Source organism: Fructilactobacillus ixorae, assembly GCF_024029915.1.
GTDB lineage: Bacteria > Bacillota > Bacilli > Lactobacillales > Lactobacillaceae > Fructilactobacillus > Fructilactobacillus ixorae.
Genome location: NZ_CP097478.1, coordinates 14,212 through 33,175, shown reverse-complemented (window position 1 = coordinate 33,175; position 18,964 = coordinate 14,212). Strand labels below are relative to the sequence as shown.

Genomic DNA, 18,964 nt, shown 5'->3' with positions numbered 1-18,964 from the left:
ACACAAAAAGGACCCGCTTTCAAAGCAAGTCCTTTCCTTAATTAAATCACATTAAACGTTACGCGTAAGTTCTCCTAAGACCGCGGCTTGTTCCCCGGCAATCAAATCAACCTTGCCAGCGATTGTCCGCGTATCCATCTTAATTTCTCGTTCTAATCCCGGTGTTTCCAATTTTGGTTCAAAGAACGCTTTAAATTCTGCTAGTCGCTCTGGTGTGTGGAAAATCCGAGCCGTTACCGTAATGAAGGTCGCAAATTCCATATCACCACCGACAGTTGCTTCTAGCCAATCCCAATTATTCCGAATCCAATCCCACGCTACCTGTTGGTTTAACTCATTAGCAAGTAACCCACGGTACCAGGCCCGCAAATCTTGGGGTTTAATAACATCCGCATTCTTAAACTGCGAAACGAGCCGTTCAGCTAACTGGGGGTCAGCTACATTAGGAACCGCAACTGCTAAATCTTCTCGGTAGTTAACGTCATTCGTCGTCGTGTAATCCGTCAGCAACTGGTCAAAGAGGTCTGCACTGCCATAATTTTGCACTTCATTCTTCAAAATTAAAGCCCGCACGTCCGCTGGCAGAGCAACTAAGTCCGCGTGGTGGTCAGTGAAAATGGCGTGGGCTTGTTCAATGACATCCGGTAATTGTGCATATAGAGCCGCATTAAATACAATGGGCCGGACCTTTTGATCATCGTTCGATTCGCCAGCCCGGGGTAGTAACCCTAACCGGTTCACGTTAGCGTGCACTAACTTGCCAAAGAACTCGCGGAGCTCTTGTTCAGCGGGGGAACCGGGCGTTACAAACATCTTTAGTGAGTTTGCAACGGCATAGAGTTCAGCATTCACAATCGCCGATTCACTCCCCGCAAACTGTTGGAGCAACGGAATTAACCGCGCGTAATCAATCCGTTGGGCGCTAGCTAATAGGCGCAGGTCCTGTAAAATTTGCCGTTGATCAATCGGCGTTAACGTTTCAACGTCCTCTAAAATGTCGGCCAATAACTCTGGATCATATTGCACTACTACGTGGGAGTTGTTACCAACGTTTACTCGGAACGGAACCCCTGCTTGCTTTCGCAAGGACTTGTAATCACCAAGTTTTAGCGCTGGTTTATCCATAATTTGAGGCGCTGCTGCGTAGTTACTATCTAACGGAATCTGCCATTGCCGGCCTTTGTCCGTTCCGCCTCCGATAAAGAACTGTTGTTGCCGTAAGGTTAACTGGCCATCATCCGTCACGGTTGCAGAAACCACTGGGTAACCGGGTTGTTCCAACCATGAATTCATGATCTTCCCAATCGCTAATCCCGAAGCATCACCGAGTGCTTGCCACAAATCCTGCCCTTCGGCGTTTCCATACTGGTGCGCAACAAAGTACTGGCGGAGCCCCTTCCGTAAGGCATCGTCCCCCAACAAAGCCCGTACCATCACTAACATCCGAGCTCCCTTGGCGTAGACAATTGCTCCGTCAAAGAGCGCATCAATCTCCGCCGGATTATTTACGGCGACGTGCACTGACTGAACACCATCCGTAGCATCCCGTGATAGGGCCATGGGCACTTCGGACGTCTGAAACATTTCCCACACGTGCCAATCGGGCTGGAGGGCATCAACGGCCACGTACTCCATCATGTTAGCAAAACTTTCATTTAACCACAGATCATCCCACCATTTCATGGTAACTAGGTCCCCAAACCACTGGTGGGCCAGTTCGTGGGTAATGACTGTCGCCACGAGTTCCTTCGTTTCTAATGGAGTATTATCAGGATCCAGTAATAACAGTGCTTCTCGGTAGGTAATTAGCCCCCAGTTTTCCATGGCTCCGGCCGAAAAGTCCGGAAGTGCAAGTTGCCAGGAATGTGGCAAGGGATAAGGAGTTTGGTAGAAGTCTTCATAAAATTCGATGGCGCGCTTAGCAATGTCTAGGGCAAAGTCGAGTTCCTTGGGTTGGTGGGCCTTGGTAGCAAAAACGCCAACTTCGACCCCACTCTTAGTGGTCGTAAGCTTACTCTGGAGGTCTCCAAAGGCAAACGCCACTAGGTAGGTCGACATTTTCAGGGTCTGGGCAAAGTAGTGAACCCCATTTTCAACCCGTTCTTCGGGCATGTTGGCTAACACCGTTTCTCCCGGGTGTTCGTCAAACTTCAGTGCCAGGCTAAACGTCGCTTTGGCTTCTGGTTCGTCAATACTAGGAAAAGCCTGCCGGGCAAACGTCGTTTCAAACTGGGTGCCTACCACCTGCTTCTTTTCCCCCCCGACTTCATAGTAAGAAGGGTAAATGCCCATCATGGTATCCGTCAACGGTGCTTGGTAGTCCAGTTCGACTTCCACTGCGCCGGCAGCCGGTAACTCAATGCGAATCGCTTCTGCTTCATCATCAGTCGTAAAGGGAACCGGGTTGCCGTTGGCCCGAACCTGACTAACCTGTAAATCCTTTTGGTTAACCGCTATCTTAGCTTGACTAGCATTCCCACGAATCTTCGTGGTTCCCGTAATCGTTTTCTGTTCCCGGTTAACATCAATGAATAAATCATAGTGTTCCGGTTGAAACAGGGGATAAAACCGTTCAATTCCTGCCATCGTTTCCACTCCTTTAAGATTCTAGCGTTATAAATTGTCTTAATTGTACACAATTTTCGGATTATTCGGAACCATTTTGTTTTGCTGCGCTTTAGTTCTCTTCTAACATAATTTGCCGTATAATAAACTTTTAACAACCAATTTACTAAGTGAGGAATCAGCATGAGCAAGGAAACGAGACGCGCGATTTTCATCATTATCGCAGCCAATTTTATCATTTGTTTAGGGTGGAGTTTAGTTATTCCGGTCGAACCCTTCATCAAAAATGAATACCATTTAACGGCGGGAGAAATGGGCATGATGACGTCCTTATTTGCGTTTACTCAATTTCTCTTTTCACCACTCATCGGGCGCCTCTCCGACCGCATTGGCCGGGCGCCAATTTTAACGGTCGGTCTGGTTCTCTTTGCCTTTTCTCAGTTTATCTTCGCCCTCGCCAACTCACTGTTGTGGTTTGACCTTTCCCGGTTAATTGGTGGGGTGGCCGCAGCGATGGTAGGAACGACCTCCATGGCCCTTGCAGCCGATTTGTCCAGCGAACGGGAACGAGCGCGGGTAATCGGCTGGATCTCCGCCGCCTTTAGTGGGGGGCTCATCATTGGACCCGGGATTGGGGGCATCCTTGCCAATTTAAGTTATAAGACGCCCTTTTGGTTTGCCGGAGTCTCTGGAATCTTGGCAGCCCTAGTCTTTATCTTTGGGATGCCCAGCCACCCCAAAGAACGCAGCCACGGTAAGCTGGTTGATGGCATGCCCCTCCGCACCGGCAGTTTCAAACAACTTTTAAACAAGTCGATTATTACTTTATTTTTCATGATCCTAGTGGCCTCCTTTGGTTTAGCCGGGTTTGAAAGCATCTATACCCTCTACGTCAACCAGGTCTTCCACTTCTCACTCAATCAAATCGCCCTCGTGTTAATTCTCAATGGAATTTTCTCCCTCTTTTTACAGGTGGTCCTCTTTGACCGCCTGGTGAACTGGGTCGGAGAGCTTGGCTTAACGCGGATCTGCTTTTTAGTCAGCATGGCTGGGATTCTCTGGATCTTGGTTGCTCACACGGCGGTGGAAGTGATTGTCGCCACCTTGCTAATCTTCTGTGCCTTTGACGTGCTACGTCCCGCGATTACCACCTTGTTGACGCGCTTTGGAAAGCACAATCAGGGACTGATCAACGGGGTGAACATGTCGCTCACCAGCATCGGAAACATCGCCGGTCCCATTTTTGCCGGAACGTTAATGGATAAAAATCCGAGCCTGCCCTACCTGATCGTTGCAATCATCATGTTCTGTTCGGCGCTGATTACTTGGGTAGTTAGTTACGAAATGAAACAACAACGGTCCCCGCAATGACCTTAGCCAATTAAAAAAGAACCTTTCTAGTAGAAAGGTTCTTTTTTGTGAGCTACACCTTAATGATGTTCTAACGCACAGGCAATGCTGTGGGCTAACATCCCAAAGATCATCATGTACATTGAAATCATCATCCCATCGGGCAATGCCATAAATAACAGCAACGTGATAATCCAGTAAATCGAAAGCAACCAGTAAAATAACTTCATCGGGGATCCTCCTCATTCAGATTATTCACATTCTAACATTGATTTTATTTAAAAGTAAGCCTTGACAAATAAGTCTGCCGCGAGTAAGAATGCCGCAATCGCAATTAGGAAACGGAGAACCTTAATGTTGACACGCCGCACGATTAACGGTCCGCAGTACCCGCCGATTAGCAAGCCCATGCCCAGCGGTAAAACCGCATACCAAGCCACCGTCGTCGTCATGATAAAGTACGCTGACGAACAAAGGTTACAAGCAAACGTCATCACGTTTTTGACGGCATTGTACTTGGCAAAGCTTTCCCGGGTAATCACCGCTAAAATCGCTAATAACACTACCCCACCGGCAGCTCCAAAGTACCCGAGGTAACCACCTACTAATACAATTCCGAGGTAACTAGCCAGGGTTAGGACCTTGTGCCGCGTAGGATGCATTTCCGCACGCCGTAAGCGCTCTTCCTCTTTCAGTTCCTTTCCTCGTCCTGAAAGCAGGAGCATTACCCCAGCTACTAAGATAAAGAATGGCACGATTTTTTCAAAGGTAGACGCCGGGGCAACCAGTAAGAGAGCACTCCCGCTCACACTTCCGATCACCGCCAGGATGGTATACCCCAGCGCCCGGCGCCACTGACCGTGCAGTTCCTTTAGGGACGCTGGAATGGCGCCCACCCCGGTAAAAATGAGGGAAACCGTATTCGTCACGTTTGCAATTACCGGTGGAATCCCCACCATCAGGAGCGCTGGATAGGAGGCAATTGATGCCAAGCCGGCAATCGTCGCCATTAACCCTGCCACAATCCCCGCCACTAATAAGAAAATAAATTGTAAAATCATGTACTCTAAACCCCTCTTTGTAAGTTAATTTACCGCTCTGTCTGTTTCATTATAGTATAAATAATCAATTGGATAAAATTAACTAAAAAAGCACCTCATTGGAGGTGCTTTTCGCAAATCTACGTTACAGTTCTACTTGGTATTCGTCAAAGTAGTGTTGCAGTGGTCGTAAGTCTTCACCATCATAGATTGCAAAGAAGTCGGCCAAGCTATACTGCTGTTGGTCTCCCTTATCCTTGCGGAAGTTCGGGCTCACAGTTTCAACTACCTTGCCATCCTCAATCTTAACCACTAAGTCTTCTACCGGTAAGGCCCGTTTGTCGTTAATGATTATGTCAATCAAGAACGGCCGTCCTGCTTTAACAGCTGCAACGGCTTGATCAAAGGCCGCTGGTAATTCAGCGTAGTTTGAAACCCGAACGGCGTCTAAGCCCATTCCCTTGGCAATCATTGCAAAGTCTTGGGATTGCAAATCCAAGCCAAAGTATGGCATGGCCAGGTCTTCTTGTTCACCCTTAATGAAGCTTAGGTCCCCATTTTGAGTCACGATGTTAATGATTGGTAACTGGTACTTAACTTCCGTAACTAAGTCTTGCATTACCATGGACAGCGCTCCGTCTCCAGCAATGTTAAAGACTTGCTTGTCCGGTTCATCTAACTTAGCCGCGATGGCCCCGGGAACTCCTGAACCCATCGTTGCAAATAAGGCGGAAATGACCCACTTCATTTGGTCATTGAAGTTCAAGTATCTGAAGGTACTGATGATGTTGTCACCAACGTCAACGGAGTACACAGCATCTGGTTCAGAAATCCGGTTAATTTGTTGGTAAACTTGAGCTGGACTCAAGCTGTCAGCTTCACTGTCCATAATCTTCTGGATGTATTCTTTCCAGTTTTGCATGTCAGCGACAGCAGCTTTGAAGAATGAGCTTTCTGGAGCTGGTTCTGATTGATCCAAAGCCTTTTCCACAAACTGAGTGGCATCTGACCAAATGGCAAAGTCCGGAGTGTGGTGCCGACCTAATTGAATCGTGTTGTTATCAACTTGAATGTACTTAAAGTCATGGCTAGCGTAAACGCTGTGAGCGAAGGCAAAGTCACCACCAATGGCAATTACTAAGTCAGCAGTTGCCAAAATTTCATCCGCTGGCTTCGAAGCCGCCCGGTTAGCAGTTCCAAGGTTTCCTTCGTAACCTTTGTCAACGTAACCCTGAGCCAATCCATCCATGATTAACGGAATTTGGAGTTTCTTTGATAATTCAATTAACTTGTCACCACCAGCCTTAATCCCGCGCCCAACGTGGATAACTGGACGTTTAGCTTCCTTCACCATGGCTAAGAATTGAGCTACTTCGGCATCAGTCGCAACTGGTTGCGGTGCCGGCTTCTCGTAGGTTGCTGAAGCCGAATCGTAACGCACATCTGGAATTTCGGCAAACCCAAAGTCGTTGGGAATTACCACTACGGCAACCCCTTTGTGCGCATAGGCCGCATGGATGGCTTGATCAACTACGTGCGGTAAACTTTCCGGGCTCATTACTACTCGATCGTAAACCGAAACGTCTTCAAACATGGGCACTTCTGGAAATTCTTGGAAGTAGTCATAGTTCATGTTCGTGTGCGGAACTTGACCTACCAGTGCTAACACTGGGACTTTATCTTCCTTTGCATCGTACAATCCGTTTAACAGGTTAACTGCACCTGGTCCAGCCGAACCAAAGGCCACCCCAATGTGACCGGTTAGTTTCGCATGAGCAGCCGCTGCGAGCGCGCCCACCTGTTCGTGCCGAATCTGCACGTAGTTAATGTTCTCTTTTTCAACGTCTAGGGCGTGTAGCGTCGAGTTAATGGACCCACCTGGGTAACCGTACACATCTTTCACGCCATAGGCCTCGAGGACCTTGAGCATTGCCACTGCAGCAGGAACTTTGTTTACAGCTTTCATAATGATTCCCTCCATTTCTTACTGTTAGCTTAGCACTATTTGAAACCGCTTACAACAAATTATCCTCTCTTCACCACTAGTTTTTTACTTCACAAACTGCACGCGGGCGTAGTCATTCGGACGGTTGCCCTGTTAGCCCTTGACCCGATGCCGTTTATGGTAGAGCACTACGCCAATCGTAATGGGAATCGTCAAAATGACCCCAATGGCGGAAATGATTGTCATGATCAGTTCGGCGACAAAAATTTTATCGTTAATAATCATCCCCAGCGTGTAGTGCAACCGGGCAAACCAGATAAAGAGGCCGAGGAGTTCCCCGTAAAATCCAAAGAACAGGGTATTAAAAGCCGTCCCTACGATTTCTTGACCAACGCGCATTCCGGTGCGAATTAACTGCTGCTCACTAATCGTAGCATCGTGATCCTCCAGCTCAACTAACCCGGTTGCAACCGCCACGGCGGCCTCTGCTACTGCTCCTAGACAGCTTAAAATCGTCATCGCACAGGAAACATCTAGAAACCGGACCCCTAGTTGCAGGGAGAGTCCTTCCAGGTCTTCCGTATTTTCGACTCCAAAGCCCTGCACCTGGGCCCAGTGTTCAATCGGGATGATCAATAAAATTACTAAGCCAACCACGATGATGGACGTTAAAAACGCAATGTCAGCATTGCGTCCCTGTTGATTACCAAAATAAATGGAAACTACGAGGATAATCACCGCGTTACACAACGTCACAATCAGGTACGGAATCCCCCAGGAAATCAAGACTACGGATAAAAAGACCACCGCAAAGTTAAACAGCAACCCGAGAAATGAAACGAGCCCCTGCTTACCACCAGCTAGTAACATCGCTCCTAGTAATACCAAAACTAGGGCACTAATCGTACTCATTTGCACACCTTCATTTCACAAATACCACCGGCTAACAACCCCGTAATTGGAACGGTTAGCGCAATTCCAATTCCACTAATCAAACTTTGGACGATTCCTAATGACATAATCATTGAGTACGAATAGCCCCAACTATTTCCGTTCTTTAAAAACAGCACCATCATGGGAAAGGTACTAGCCACAAAGATCAAAAAGAGTACGTTAATTAGGGGACCCATGATGGAGCGGCCAATCTTTCTGGCATTCGCAAACAACTCGGCAAACCGCATGGTCGGTTGCTCGCGATAGATTGCAAACACACTCGACGTGATATCGGCCGAAAGGTCCATGATGGCTCCGAGCGAGCCAATCATACTCCCCGCAAAAAAGAGGGGGAGCCGCTGCTGAGTCACGTAGTCCATCATTTCAAACTTCATGCCCCGTTGGTGCGTTACAGTTAGCACTAACCAGGCAATGATCAATGCCGCGGCGGTCCCCAAAATGGTGGCAATAATGGCTACCAGGGTTTCCTTAGAGCGCCCAAAGATTAACAAAGCGGTTACGACCGTAAACACTACCGCAAGGAGACTAAACAGCACAAAGGGATTCCAATCTGTGTGCACATCTAACTCCACGACTATTATGAACAACCAGGCATTTACTACCAGGCTTAGAAGTGCCATTGACCCCCGAAATTTCAGGATGAGTAACAGCAGACTCACGGTTAACCAAACCAAAAAGACCACCACGGTATCCCGTTTAAAACCGTTAATGAGACCAGACCGGTTGCGCTGAGCGTTCCCACCCAGATGTAAAAAAACCTGTTGGCCCGGGTGATATTCCTGATCGGTGGCATTTGAGCGCGAAAATTGATTTTGCACCCGCACCGTTTGGCACCGTTTGTTCCCATTGAGGATTTTGAGGGTCACCGTTTGATTTTGCTGGTAATCCTGATTACGAAACTCATCCGTAGTTTTCATCCGCGGGCCGTTTTTAACCTGCTGGACCTCAGCCACGGTCTGACTGTATAGCGGCGCATCGTAATGGGTCAATAAAACGGCAATGAGCCCCACGACTAGAACTACTAGTAACCACCACCATTTAACTGTGCTGCGGGGTTGAATTCTTTTCAAAACCATTCCTTCTTTCCTATTTGTGGTATGGACTGTTGCTATTAATCATCAAGGCCCGATAAATTTGTTCACATAAGACCACTCGCATTAACTGATGGGGGAGGGTGAACTTCCCAAACGATAGCTGATCGTTGGCCCGCGCTAAGACCGCTGGAGCTAATCCCAGTGAACCGCCAATGATAAAGGTAAGGTCCGAATGACCATACGTCGTCAAATCTTTAATCTGTTGCGCAAAGGTCTCTGACGTGCGTTCGGTCCCGTTAATCGCTAACGCAAACACGTACTCGCGCTCACTCACTTTGGATAGAATTCGGTCACCCTCTTTCGCCATCACCTGCTCCATCTCAGTAGAACTTAATGATTCTGGAGCTTTTTCATCCCGGACTTCAATCATTTTAACCTTACAAAAGCGCGATAACCGCTTTTGGTACTCAGCAATGGCCGCCGCAAAGTACTTTTCCTTTAGTTTTCCAACTACTACCAGTTTGATGTTCATAACTACCCGCCTTTCAACAGTTTATCCACAAAGTTATCCACAAGGAGTGGCTAATTTTCCGCAATTTCGGGGAAATTTAACCACCTGTCTTTTTCCCAGGTCTGTCAACAAGTTTTTTAGTTATCCACAGTTAGCACAGCAACATTTGTTCGTTAACACACATAAAAAAGACCGTGAAACGCCGTTATTACAGGCTTTGAAAATCGAACAAAAATGTTTCATAAAGTTATTAACAGCCCCTGTGGATAACTTTCAAAAAGTTATTCACGGAGATTATTCCGCATCGGAGCGCGCTTTTTCTCAGCACCAAAAACTTATCCACAAACTTATCAACAGTGATTTCCCCTATCAGCTACGCGTGTTATAATTTCTTGCATTTCGGCGCTGTGAAACTTTTTTTGTTCGGAATTACTGGAAACTTTGACCGGACTTCCGCTCAACAAAATCAACCATTTGCACGCCATTAAAAAAACACGGTTCATCGCTGAAATAGAACCGTGTCGTTTATTATAACTTAATTAACGGAGAGGGTTGTTCGACATCCGTATCAAAGAGTTCAAAAGCTTGGCCAACTCCAAATCCATGATTCTTCATGACCGACGCCACGGTCAGGCGGGCGAGCGCTTTAGTGTTGTTATGATGACTCCGGTGCGCCAGAAAAATACGCTTGGTTTGTGGACCCATCACGTCCATTAAAATCTCCGTACTGGCCTGGTTAGACAAGTGACCGGTGTCGCTGTTAATTCGCAGTTTCGTGGAATACGAATAATCCCCATTCATTAGCATGTCGGGGTCATAATTACACTCAAATAAATACGCACCTGCATTCCGAATCAAACCCGCGACCCGGTCTGAAACTGACCCGGTGTCCGTGATGATCACAAAACTTTTTCCGTGATGGTGATAGTTATAGAACTGCGCCTGCGCTGCGTCATGGGCGACCGTGAAGCTTTCGACGTCCAAATCACCCCATAATTCGGTGGTATTGGGATCAAACACAAACTTTTGCTCCAGTGGCACCGCGCCGATTTTTGGGTCCATCGCCTTCCAGGTCGCCTCGTTTGCATATACGTTCATCCCATATTTTCGGGCTAAAATTCCAACGCCCTTAGCGTGGTCCGTATGTTCGTGCGTAACGAGCATGGTGTCGACATCGGCAAGGTCCTTCCCGATGCCTTCCATTAACCGTTTAATCCGAATTCCCGAGAGCCCCGCATCTTGAATAATTTTGTGCTGGGGCGTTTCAATGTACGTGCAATTTCCCCCACTACCACTCGACAACACACTGATTTTAAACTCATCATTCATTCGTTTTTCACGCTTTCCACTTTCGCAGTTCCGTTTGGTTGTTCTTGCACCTTTTCCGTATTAAACGAAGCCCCGTTCAGGGCATTAATCCGTTTAATTTGCACCTTCGGATTCGACTTCGTGTTCATCGCAATGACCCAGGTCGGAATATAAACTTCCTTACCACTTAATTCTAAGAAGCGGGTATACGCTAGCTTGGTCCACAAAATCTTGGCGTTATTCGGTAACTCGTTATATTGATACAAACTAATCACCGCCCGTTCCTCCGTAATTAGGTCCGCTTTATCATGCAGAATCTTGACGTTTCCAAGTTCCCGTTGGGTATAACCAATCACCCGTTGGTTCACAATGCTAAACGTCAGTTGTGCGTTTGCAGAGAAGAAGGGGCCCGCTGGACTTTGTTGGGCATAAACCACCTTGGTCTTGGTGGATAAATCCGGATCATACCGATACTGCTTAGCGTCCAGCACAAACCCGGGCCGCTTCCGCAGCAACTTGGTGAGCGTCCGCTCCGGATGCGTTGCAGCAACCTTCACGGGCGTCCGCAAATCACTAACGATTGTCCCGTTCTCACTGCGCGCGTTCTGATTTTTTAACGTTGCCAACCGGGGACCAAAATCCGTCTGCGGTTCAGCCGACAAATAGTAACCCGTGTGCTTAGCCGTACTCAAGGAACCCACCGTAATGTTGTCCCGTTTCATGTCTTTGATAATGGTGGTATTCACATTGCCAGCGTTCGCACTGTCATCTTGAACCTTACTATTCTTAGTCATCATGAATAAAAAAACGTCAATCACAATGAAAGCAATTAAGAAGATTCCCTGAATTCGTTTAAAATTCATTAGAAGCTCTCCTTTCGGGCCTTAGTAACGTTCCCCTGTTGCAAGTCGACGTAATTAACCCACTGGTTATCATACTTTACGAACCAGCTGGGTCGTAGCAGTACTAGTAACTTATGCTCGTCATTGGGCACAATTTGGTACCCAATTTGCACGTTACTAATCCGCTTCGTGTCAACATTAGCCTGGGCCAGTTGGGCTAACATGGTCTTACTGCTCGGAAGCGTGGTCTGCTGTTCATCAGTTGGCACCGGAATTTGAAAATCACGCAGGGAGAATTGGTAACGTTCCGAAGCCCCGTTCACATACTGATAGGCGTAATTCCCCAGTTGCTGATTGCCAAAGATGGGGAAGCCATCGATAAAGGAGCGATAGCTGACCGTCTTATTCTGCGCCTGGTAAGCATCAAACTGCGATGCCGCTAGGGGGACCCCAAGCTGAACCGCGTTGTGGTACGCCACCTGGAGCGCATCTTCCTCCGTTTTAACCGCTTTTTGCGGCCGAAAGTTATTGTAGGTAACGTCATCATTGGCCGAAAAGGTCAGCTCCTGGTTCGCAGAAGCATAGGTCGTTTCACCCTGATGGTGTTTGACAGTCGTATCCGTACTATTGCCAATGATTCGACTTAGGTAGGTGGACTGGGATTGTTCCTGCAGCATGTACCCGTAGTCTTTGAGCTGGACAGCGTGCGGGAAGTACAAGAATGGTTTGTTGTTAAGGGCCCGGATTTCCACCCGATTACTAGCTACGTCATGTTGCAACGTCCGTTTTAGGCGGGCGAGGTTCAGTTGCTGCACGGAGGCTTCGTACACTTGATAATTCTGATCGGTTAAAAAGTAAAGTTTCCCCTTCTCGTTCAGCGGAATCACAATCCGTTGCACCTTCAGCTGCTTTGCAAAGAGCTGCGGTTGCTTTAAAACCTGTCCTAACATCTGTCCCGCGAGGGCGTTATTGTAATTCAACATGATTGAATTCGGCTGGTTTAAGACGTCAAAATACCGCTGCTCATGCTTAGTACTAATCCGATGTAAATCGGTCATCTGGGTCCCCCGGAGCTGTTTTACAATCGTCCCCACTAGGTTGACAGTTGATGACGTCAACATGGTTTGTTGGTGGTGCTGATTCGTTTTGATGACCCGCAGGGGAGAATATACGTCCTGTAGCGGGCGCACGTTCGCGTCGTTATGAAGAGCAACGGCCCGATTTTGATGAGTCCGACTGCTAAAGCGAGCTGGATTCGTCAGTAAAGAAACCGACAGACCGACACTAATCAGGACGGCGATTGCTAGCGCAACTGGTAAAAAATAGCGTTTAAGCTTCTCCATCATCCCAGAGATCCTCCTCAATTGGTTCATACGGAAGGGAGATATAGAAAGTCGAACCCTTTCCTTCCGTACTTGCTACCCGAATGTCACCACCAAACGATTCGATGATTTCCTTTGAAATCGCTAAGCCGAGGCCACTGCCCCCTTGCGCCCGAGACCGCGCTTTATCCACCCGGTAGAACCGGTCAAAAATGTGTTTTAACGCACTCTGGGGCATCCCGAGGCCTTGGTCACTGATACTCAAGACGATCCGATTATGATTCTCATACAGCCGACAAGTAATCGTGCCCCCGTCCGGCGAATACTTCACCGCATTGTTCATCACGTTATCGAGCACCTGGGTGAAGCGGTCGGGATCGACCTCGGCCCATAAATCTTGGTGCGTAAATTCGCGCTTAATCCGGTAGGGTTTCTCAGCATCATTTTTCACAATCATATCAAACCGGTCCAGGATGTAGTTAAACAACTTGTTAATGTTGACGAGCTCGGTATTATACTTCTGGGTTCCCGAATCCATCCGTGACAACGTCAACAAGTCATTAATCATCCGAATCATCCGATCCGTTTCATCCTGCGTCACGTTTAAAAACTTCGGTGCTAATTCGGGATCTTCCCAGGCCCCGTCCGAGAGCGCCTCTAAGTAAGAATGCACACTGGTTAACGGGGTGCGCAGTTCGTGGGAGACGTTTGACACAAACTGGCGGCGGTCCTCATCAATTTTTTGTTGGGCGGTAACATCGTGGAACACGCAAACCAACCCATTAATAAAGCCGGACTTTCGTTGAATTAAAGAAAAGTGCGCCGATAGAATCAAGCGCCGTTCTGGAGTCGAAAAGTCTAGGTACACCTGCCCCGGATCTTCAATTAAATCCCGCAAGTTAAACTGATCCTGTAAATTTAACACCTGCAAAATTGGTTTGCCAACGACCGCCTGCTTGGTGGTGCCCAGTAACTCGAGCGCTTCGTCGTTAACGATGGTAACGAGGCCACGCCGATCGGTAGCTACCACGCCGTCGGTCATGTTATCCAACACGGAATCCAGTCGGCGCCGTTCGGACTCTGTCGATTCCTGAGACTCTTCCACCTGTACCGACAGGTTATTAACGGCATGCGCCAGTTGGCCTAATTCGTCGTTGCCGTAGACCTGCACGTGCCCCGAATAATCCCCCCGGGCAATTTGTTCGGTTTGGCGTTTCAATTCGTCAATCGGTTTCGTGATTGCCCGCGAGATAATGAGGGTCAATAGTAACCCTAGAATAATCGACAGCACCGCGGCAAACAGGTAAATAATCGTGATGTTATTAATGTTGTGGTAAACCTGACTAAGGTTCGCCCGAATGTAAACGACCCCCTCGATATTGTTCTGATTTTTAGCGCTGTTAATCAGCGGCGTTACCAACACATAATACCGATTATTGTTACTCGAGGTCGTTTTTTCAATCGTCTTACTACTGTACAGGGCACTCTTAACGTCGCCGTCGGTGTTTTTCTGTCCGACCAACGACTGTTCGTTATTTTGGTTAGTTCCCCGGATGTTACCCCGGGCATCAACCACAGTGACCTCTGCGTTATTACTAATATCGGCATCCTGCAGAATCGTTTGAATTTGCTTATTTGCCTTAATTTGGTTGCGACTGGCGAGTTGTTTTTTTAACGACGTATTGATGTACGGTTTCAGTTGCAACGATGCTTTAAACGTGTTGAGATTTTGGTACTCCAACTGCCGCACAAACACGGCGCCCACGGTTTCCAGCGTTAGCAGCATCATCAGCACGAACACCAGCGCAATTTTAAAGTGAATGGATTTAAAGAACTTCCATTTTTGAGCCATTCTGCTGCTCCTTCAGTATCAGTGCTTAAATTACTGGGCGTCCGGTGTATCGCGGACGTAATAACCAACGCCGCGCCGGGTTACCAACCACTGCGGATGACTAGGATCATCCTCAATTTTTTCCCGTAACCGACGGACGGTAACGTCCACAGTCCGCACGTCCCCAAAGTAGTCATAGCCCCACACCGTTTGTAAGAGGTGTTCCCGGGTCATCACCTGACCACTGTGCTGAGCGAGGTAGTGAATTAGTTCAAACTCCCGGTGGGTTAAATCAACCGGCGCCCCGTCCTTCGTTACCGAATAGGAATCGGGGTGAATGGTCAGGTTGCCAATCGTCAGGTCCTGATTTTCTCCCGCTGCGGGACCCGCGGCTTCCGTTGCCACCGATTGGCGACGCAAGTTCGCCTTCACCCGGGCAACCAGTTCGCGGTTAGAAAAGGGTTTCGTCACGTAATCATCAGCCCCAATTTCTAGGCCCAGGACCTTGTCTAACTCCGAGTCCTTAGCCGTAACCATGATGATGGGCATGTCGTGGGTCTTGCGAATCTCCTTGGCGACCTCTAGCCCGTCCATTTTCGGCAGCATCAGGTCTAAAATCACTAGGTCCGGATGATCATCTTCGACCTTGGCGAGGGCTTCCTCACCATCGTAGGCGACGATAACCTCGTATCCTTCTTTTTCTAAACTAAATTTTTCAATGTCTGTAATTGGTTTTTCGTCATCAACAACTAATATTTTGGCCATGATTATCAATGCTCCTACCATTTTTTCGGTTTCAATCCAGAATTGATCAAGACTTATTTAACTGCTCAATCAAAACTTAGTATATCACACCTCTAGAGCAGGCTCCGCTTTGCGACCAAGTCGGTCCATCGCCGTTGCGATTTTTTTCGAAAAAAGTGTTGCACCACTAATGTGCCTATGCTAATATAATACATGTACTTTTGATTTGGGCAGTTAGCTCAGCTGGCAGAGCAACGGACTCTTAATCCGTGGGTCCAGGGTTCGATCCCCTGACTGCCCATTTTACAGAACGACTATAATGGTCGTTCTTTTTTTATGCTCATTTTTCGCTAGCCAACCGGGTGGGTTACAATAAAAGGGACTTTAATTTTAAAAAGGAGCGAACCAACTCATGAAAAAGTGGCAGCAAATTGCAAAAATCACACGCCTACACTCGTTAATCGCATCCGTTCTACCGTTTTGCCTGGGGATCTTATTTGCCCTCTTTCGCTACCAAAAACTGAACGTCTTAAACAGTGTTATTTTCTTTTTAATTACCTGCCTGATGCAGATTATCGTTAACCTCTTTGATACCTATAAGGACTACAAAAAGGCGGTCAAGTATCACCTCAACCAAAAAGCGGATGGAATCTTCACCAAGGTTCAGGATGAGACTGAAGCTCGGCATTTAAAGTGGGCCATTTACGGACTAACCGCCTTGGGCGCACTATTGGCTCTCTGGTTGGTGCTGCGGACAAGTCCCGTCATTTTACTGCTCGGGTTAACTGGGGCAGCCGTTGGCTACCTGTACAGTGGGGGCCCGCACCCCATTCAAAATGGTCCCCTCGGTGACGTCGCCTCTGGGATCATTATGGGCTACATCATCTCGCTCGCCGCCGTCTTAATTAACATTTCCGCCGGCCAATACAGCTGGAGCATTGCCGGTGAAATGATTCTGGTGGCCGGCATTGCCGTGTGTGCCATCGCTAACATCAGTCTGGCTAACAACCTTTGCGATTACGACGAAGACGTTAAGTTTCACCGCTTTACGAGCGTTAATTACCTCGGAAAAGAAGGAACGCTGCGTTTCTACGCCCTTAACTACCTGATTGGTTATCTTTGCGTGGTTGCCGCTATTTGCCTGAACTGGTTACCGTTTTCCACGATTCTAGTCGTGGTGACGATTCCGTTAGTAATCAAAAATACCCGCCGCTTCTGGGCAGTGCAAAGTAAAGAAAAAACCTTTGTCCTGACAATTCGCAATGACATTGCCATTACCCTCGCGGTCGTGGTGGCCACCATCATTTTTATCCTGTTTCAGGTCTAACTAAAAAGCGTGTTGCAGAAACTGCAACACGCTTTTTTATTCGCTTGATTTCACGTCAATCCGATATCCGTACAGGGTAATCAACGAACTAACAATAATAATGGCAACCCCGATGATGGTTGGCAAGCTAATGTTTTCCCCGATTAGGAAGAAGGCGAAGATTGGTGAGAGCACCGGTTTAAAGAAGAACACCAGTGAGGCCATCGTAACGCCCCCTTCTTGTAGGGCGAGGAAGTAAAAAGCAAAGCCCCCACCTGTAACTGCGACCCCAACAAACAGTAAGATCCAGAGGTTTGGTAAGTTCACGTTGGTAAGGATGGGAATCGCCGCAAATGGTTTTAACCAGCTCACGGAACGCATGCCCGCCGCCACTGGCGGTAGTTTCGTGATTAGAATAATCACCAGTAACTCCAGTGCTCCTGCAATAAAGGTGAAGCTGGTCATTACGACCCCGTCAAGTTCCACCCGCAGGGAGGCAGCTTGCGACATGATGCTATAAAACCCAAACGTTGCGGCCGCCAGGATGGCAAAGAAAATTCCGAGCGGGTCCGTTAACTTAAAAGGATCCACGATTACCAGTAACCCAATCACGGAGAGAACCAACGAAATAATGTCCGTTCGTGACACGTTCTCATGCAGAATCAGGTACGCAAAGATTAACGCAAAGACCGGATTACAACTAAACAGAACGGCGACGATGGCCGGTTCTCCGTATTCAATCGCCAGTTGGTAGAGCGTCATGGAAATGACGACACACAAAAAACCGGTGAGAGAAAAGAACTTCCAATCGGCGATTTTAATGCGCCGGCGTTGCTTTTTTAAGTGCGCGACGGCAAAGGGCAGGATCACCAAGCCCCCGAGGGTAAACCGAATCAGGTTCAACTGAATCGGGTTAAATTGGTTCCCCGCTGCTTTCAAGGCAATTTCCATTAAACTAAATAACACCGTTGAAAGTAAAACGTATATTAATGATTTTTTCATTGGTTTGGATTCTCCTCTTCCTTTCCAAAATACAAAAAAAATGCGGAAATTGCAAATTCAGCGAAAAGAGCACCCCATAACTGGGATGCTCTTTTCACTGAGCGGGTCGGTTTGTTTCACATGAAACAAACCGCCCGACCTAATCACCGTTATAAATCGTATCTTTCACAATTACGTAATCAACCGTCCGGAGCGCCTTTAAATCACGACCACCGGCGTAGGAGATTGAAGATTGCAAGTCTTCCTTCATTTCTTGCAGCGTATCGTAGATGCTCCCCTGATACGGCACCAGTAATTTCTTGCCTTCCACGTTATGGTAGGCACCCTTTTGGTATTCCGACGCCGAGCCAAAGTATTCCTTATACTTCTGGCCAGCTTCTTCAACTTCTTTTCCGGGTGATTCTAAGTGCCCCGCAAACAGCGAGCCAATCATACACATTGTGGCTCCAAACCGTAGAGACTTCGCAATGTCGCCATCCGTCCGAATTCCACCATCGGCCACAATTGGTTTTTGCGCAGCTTTAGCACAATACCGGATCGCCGCTAACTGCCAGCCCCCAGTTCCAAAGCCAGTCTTGACCTTTGTAATGCAAGCCTTCCCAGGACCTACGCCCACCTTGGTGGCATCAGCTCCAGCATTTTCTAAGGCCCGAACTCCCTCAGGAGTCCCCACGTTGCCGGCAATTACAAACGCCGTGGGTAACTGTTCCTTAATGTATTTAATCATTTTAATGACGGAATCGGAGTACCCGTGGGCAATGTCGATGGTAATGTATTCTGGTTGTAAGTCATCGGCCGCTAAGCTCGCAATGAAATCATATTCAGCGGGCTTTACGCCGACGCTAATTGACGCAAATAAATTCTGGTCGTGCATCCGTCTAATAAAATCGTGCCGGGCTTCCGGTTGGAACCGGTGCATTACGTAAAAATACCCGTTTTGTGCTAGCGAAACGGCCAATTCTTCGTTAATCACGGTTTGCATGTTCGCCGGAACCACGGGGAGTTTAAACTGTCGTCCCCCAAATTCCACCGTTGTATCGCATTCACTCCGGGAATTGACAATACACTTGTTGGGAATCAATTGAATGTCATTATAATCAAATACTTCCATGCTTTTCTCTCCTATTCACGAACATTAATCTTTATTTAAATTCTTTCATTCGCGGACCTTCCATATCATACCGAAGCCACCTGCAATAGTCAATTAATT

The 18,964-nt window shown here is 47.7% G+C and carries 16 protein-coding genes and 1 tRNA gene; 3 read left to right on the top strand and 14 right to left on the bottom strand.

Going from position 1 to position 18,964, the window contains the following annotated elements:
• Positions 1-51: 51 nt before the first annotated feature.
• Positions 52-2,586: a M1 family metallopeptidase gene (locus M8332_RS00145; RefSeq protein ID WP_252780133.1), complete on the bottom strand. Its 2,535-nt coding sequence runs from the start codon at positions 2,584-2,586 to the stop codon at positions 52-54.
• Positions 2,587-2,748: 162 nt separating this feature from the next.
• Here M8332_RS00145 and M8332_RS00140 point away from each other — a divergent pair, with 162 nt between their 5' ends.
• Complete coding sequence (locus tag M8332_RS00140; protein ID WP_252780132.1) at positions 2,749-3,936, top strand: MFS transporter; 1,188 nt, start codon at positions 2,749-2,751, stop codon at positions 3,934-3,936.
• A gap of 59 nt (positions 3,937-3,995) precedes the next feature.
• Here the strand turns inward: M8332_RS00140 and M8332_RS00135 are convergent, their stop codons facing one another.
• The 11 genes from M8332_RS00135 to yycF all read right to left on the bottom strand — a co-directional run bounded on the left by M8332_RS00135 (position 3,996) and on the right by yycF (position 15,467).
• Entirely contained in the window at positions 3,996-4,145 is a 150-nt protein-coding gene (locus M8332_RS00135) for a hypothetical protein (RefSeq protein WP_252780130.1), read from the bottom strand.
• A gap of 48 nt (positions 4,146-4,193) precedes the next feature.
• Complete coding sequence (locus M8332_RS00130; RefSeq protein WP_252780129.1) at positions 4,194-4,976, bottom strand: sulfite exporter TauE/SafE family protein; 783 nt, start codon at positions 4,974-4,976, stop codon at positions 4,194-4,196.
• Positions 4,977-5,100: 124 nt separating this feature from the next.
• Positions 5,101-6,921, bottom strand: a complete 1,821-nt coding sequence (spxB, locus tag M8332_RS00125; protein WP_252780128.1) for a pyruvate oxidase — start codon at positions 6,919-6,921, stop codon at positions 5,101-5,103.
• 132 nt (positions 6,922-7,053) lie between these two features.
• Positions 7,054-7,812: a YibE/F family protein gene (locus M8332_RS00120; protein ID WP_252780127.1), complete on the bottom strand. Its 759-nt coding sequence runs from the start codon at positions 7,810-7,812 to the stop codon at positions 7,054-7,056.
• A complete protein-coding gene (locus M8332_RS00115) occupies positions 7,809-8,930 on the bottom strand; it encodes a YibE/F family protein (RefSeq protein WP_252780126.1) in 1,122 nt (373 codons plus the stop codon). Before M8332_RS00115 ends, M8332_RS00120 begins: the two co-directional genes overlap by 4 nt.
• Positions 8,931-8,940: 10 nt before the next feature.
• Positions 8,941-9,420: a 23S rRNA (pseudouridine(1915)-N(3))-methyltransferase RlmH gene (gene rlmH, locus M8332_RS00110; protein ID WP_252780125.1), complete on the bottom strand. Its 480-nt coding sequence runs from the start codon at positions 9,418-9,420 to the stop codon at positions 8,941-8,943.
• 507 nt (positions 9,421-9,927) lie between these two features.
• The gene (locus M8332_RS00105; RefSeq protein WP_252780124.1) at positions 9,928-10,728 is read right to left on the bottom strand and encodes an MBL fold metallo-hydrolase; all 801 of its coding nucleotides are present in this window, start codon (positions 10,726-10,728) and stop codon (positions 9,928-9,930) included.
• Positions 10,725-11,570, bottom strand: coding sequence for a two-component system regulatory protein YycI (locus M8332_RS00100; RefSeq protein WP_252780123.1), 846 nt, complete (start codon positions 11,568-11,570; stop codon positions 10,725-10,727). Before M8332_RS00100 ends, M8332_RS00105 begins: the two co-directional genes overlap by 4 nt.
• Entirely contained in the window at positions 11,570-12,895 is a 1,326-nt protein-coding gene (locus M8332_RS00095) for a YycH family regulatory protein (protein WP_252780122.1), read from the bottom strand. Before M8332_RS00095 ends, M8332_RS00100 begins: the two co-directional genes overlap by 1 nt.
• Positions 12,879-14,723: a cell wall metabolism sensor histidine kinase WalK gene (gene walK, locus M8332_RS00090; protein WP_252780121.1), complete on the bottom strand. Its 1,845-nt coding sequence runs from the start codon at positions 14,721-14,723 to the stop codon at positions 12,879-12,881. Before walK ends, M8332_RS00095 begins: the two co-directional genes overlap by 17 nt.
• Before the next feature lie 30 nt (positions 14,724-14,753).
• Positions 14,754-15,467 carry a response regulator YycF gene (gene yycF / locus M8332_RS00085; protein WP_252749553.1) on the bottom strand — a complete coding sequence of 238 codons (714 nt, stop codon included), beginning with the start codon at positions 15,465-15,467 and terminating at the stop codon, positions 14,754-14,756.
• Between the two features lie 207 nt (positions 15,468-15,674).
• Between yycF and M8332_RS00080 the strand changes: the two genes are divergently transcribed.
• Together M8332_RS00080 and M8332_RS00075 are read left to right on the top strand one after the other, a co-directional pair.
• Positions 15,675-15,747 (top strand) — tRNA-Lys (locus M8332_RS00080).
• A gap of 111 nt (positions 15,748-15,858) precedes the next feature.
• The gene (locus M8332_RS00075; protein ID WP_252780120.1) at positions 15,859-16,773 is read left to right on the top strand and encodes a prenyltransferase; all 915 of its coding nucleotides are present in this window, start codon (positions 15,859-15,861) and stop codon (positions 16,771-16,773) included.
• Between the two features lie 36 nt (positions 16,774-16,809).
• Here the strand turns inward: M8332_RS00075 and M8332_RS00070 are convergent, their stop codons facing one another.
• Both M8332_RS00070 and M8332_RS00065 read right to left on the bottom strand, forming a co-directional pair.
• Complete coding sequence (locus M8332_RS00070; protein ID WP_252780119.1) at positions 16,810-17,754, bottom strand: DMT family transporter; 945 nt, start codon at positions 17,752-17,754, stop codon at positions 16,810-16,812.
• 139 nt (positions 17,755-17,893) lie between these two features.
• Positions 17,894-18,865 (bottom strand): GMP reductase, encoded by a 972-nt coding sequence (locus M8332_RS00065; protein ID WP_252780118.1) that lies wholly within the window; start codon positions 18,863-18,865, stop codon positions 17,894-17,896.
• Positions 18,866-18,964 lie beyond the last annotated feature (99 nt).

Bases quoted from the DNA above. Each gene is read 5' to 3' on its own strand.
- M8332_RS00145 (WP_252780133.1), bottom strand. From the start codon at position 2,586: ATGGCAGGAATTGAACGGTTTTATCCCCTGTTTCAACCGGAACACTAT.
- M8332_RS00140 (WP_252780132.1), top strand. From the start codon at position 2,749: ATGAGCAAGGAAACGAGACGCGCGATTTTCATCATTATCGCAGCCAAT.
- M8332_RS00135 (WP_252780130.1), bottom strand. From the start codon at position 4,145: ATGAAGTTATTTTACTGGTTGCTTTCGATTTACTGGATTATCACGTTG.
- M8332_RS00130 (WP_252780129.1), bottom strand. From the start codon at position 4,976: ATGATTTTACAATTTATTTTCTTATTAGTGGCGGGGATTGTGGCAGGG.
- spxB (WP_252780128.1), bottom strand. From the start codon at position 6,921: ATGAAAGCTGTAAACAAAGTTCCTGCTGCAGTGGCAATGCTCAAGGTC.
- M8332_RS00120 (WP_252780127.1), bottom strand. From the start codon at position 7,812: ATGAGTACGATTAGTGCCCTAGTTTTGGTATTACTAGGAGCGATGTTA.
- M8332_RS00115 (WP_252780126.1), bottom strand. From the start codon at position 8,930: ATGGTTTTGAAAAGAATTCAACCCCGCAGCACAGTTAAATGGTGGTGG.
- rlmH (WP_252780125.1), bottom strand. From the start codon at position 9,420: ATGAACATCAAACTGGTAGTAGTTGGAAAACTAAAGGAAAAGTACTTT.
- M8332_RS00105 (WP_252780124.1), bottom strand. From the start codon at position 10,728: ATGAATGATGAGTTTAAAATCAGTGTGTTGTCGAGTGGTAGTGGGGGA.
- M8332_RS00100 (WP_252780123.1), bottom strand. From the start codon at position 11,570: ATGAATTTTAAACGAATTCAGGGAATCTTCTTAATTGCTTTCATTGTG.
- M8332_RS00095 (WP_252780122.1), bottom strand. From the start codon at position 12,895: ATGATGGAGAAGCTTAAACGCTATTTTTTACCAGTTGCGCTAGCAATC.
- walK (WP_252780121.1), bottom strand. From the start codon at position 14,723: ATGGCTCAAAAATGGAAGTTCTTTAAATCCATTCACTTTAAAATTGCG.
- yycF (WP_252749553.1), bottom strand. From the start codon at position 15,467: ATGGCCAAAATATTAGTTGTTGATGACGAAAAACCAATTACAGACATT.
- M8332_RS00075 (WP_252780120.1), top strand. From the start codon at position 15,859: ATGAAAAAGTGGCAGCAAATTGCAAAAATCACACGCCTACACTCGTTA.
- M8332_RS00070 (WP_252780119.1), bottom strand. From the start codon at position 17,754: ATGAAAAAATCATTAATATACGTTTTACTTTCAACGGTGTTATTTAGT.
- M8332_RS00065 (WP_252780118.1), bottom strand. From the start codon at position 18,865: ATGGAAGTATTTGATTATAATGACATTCAATTGATTCCCAACAAGTGT.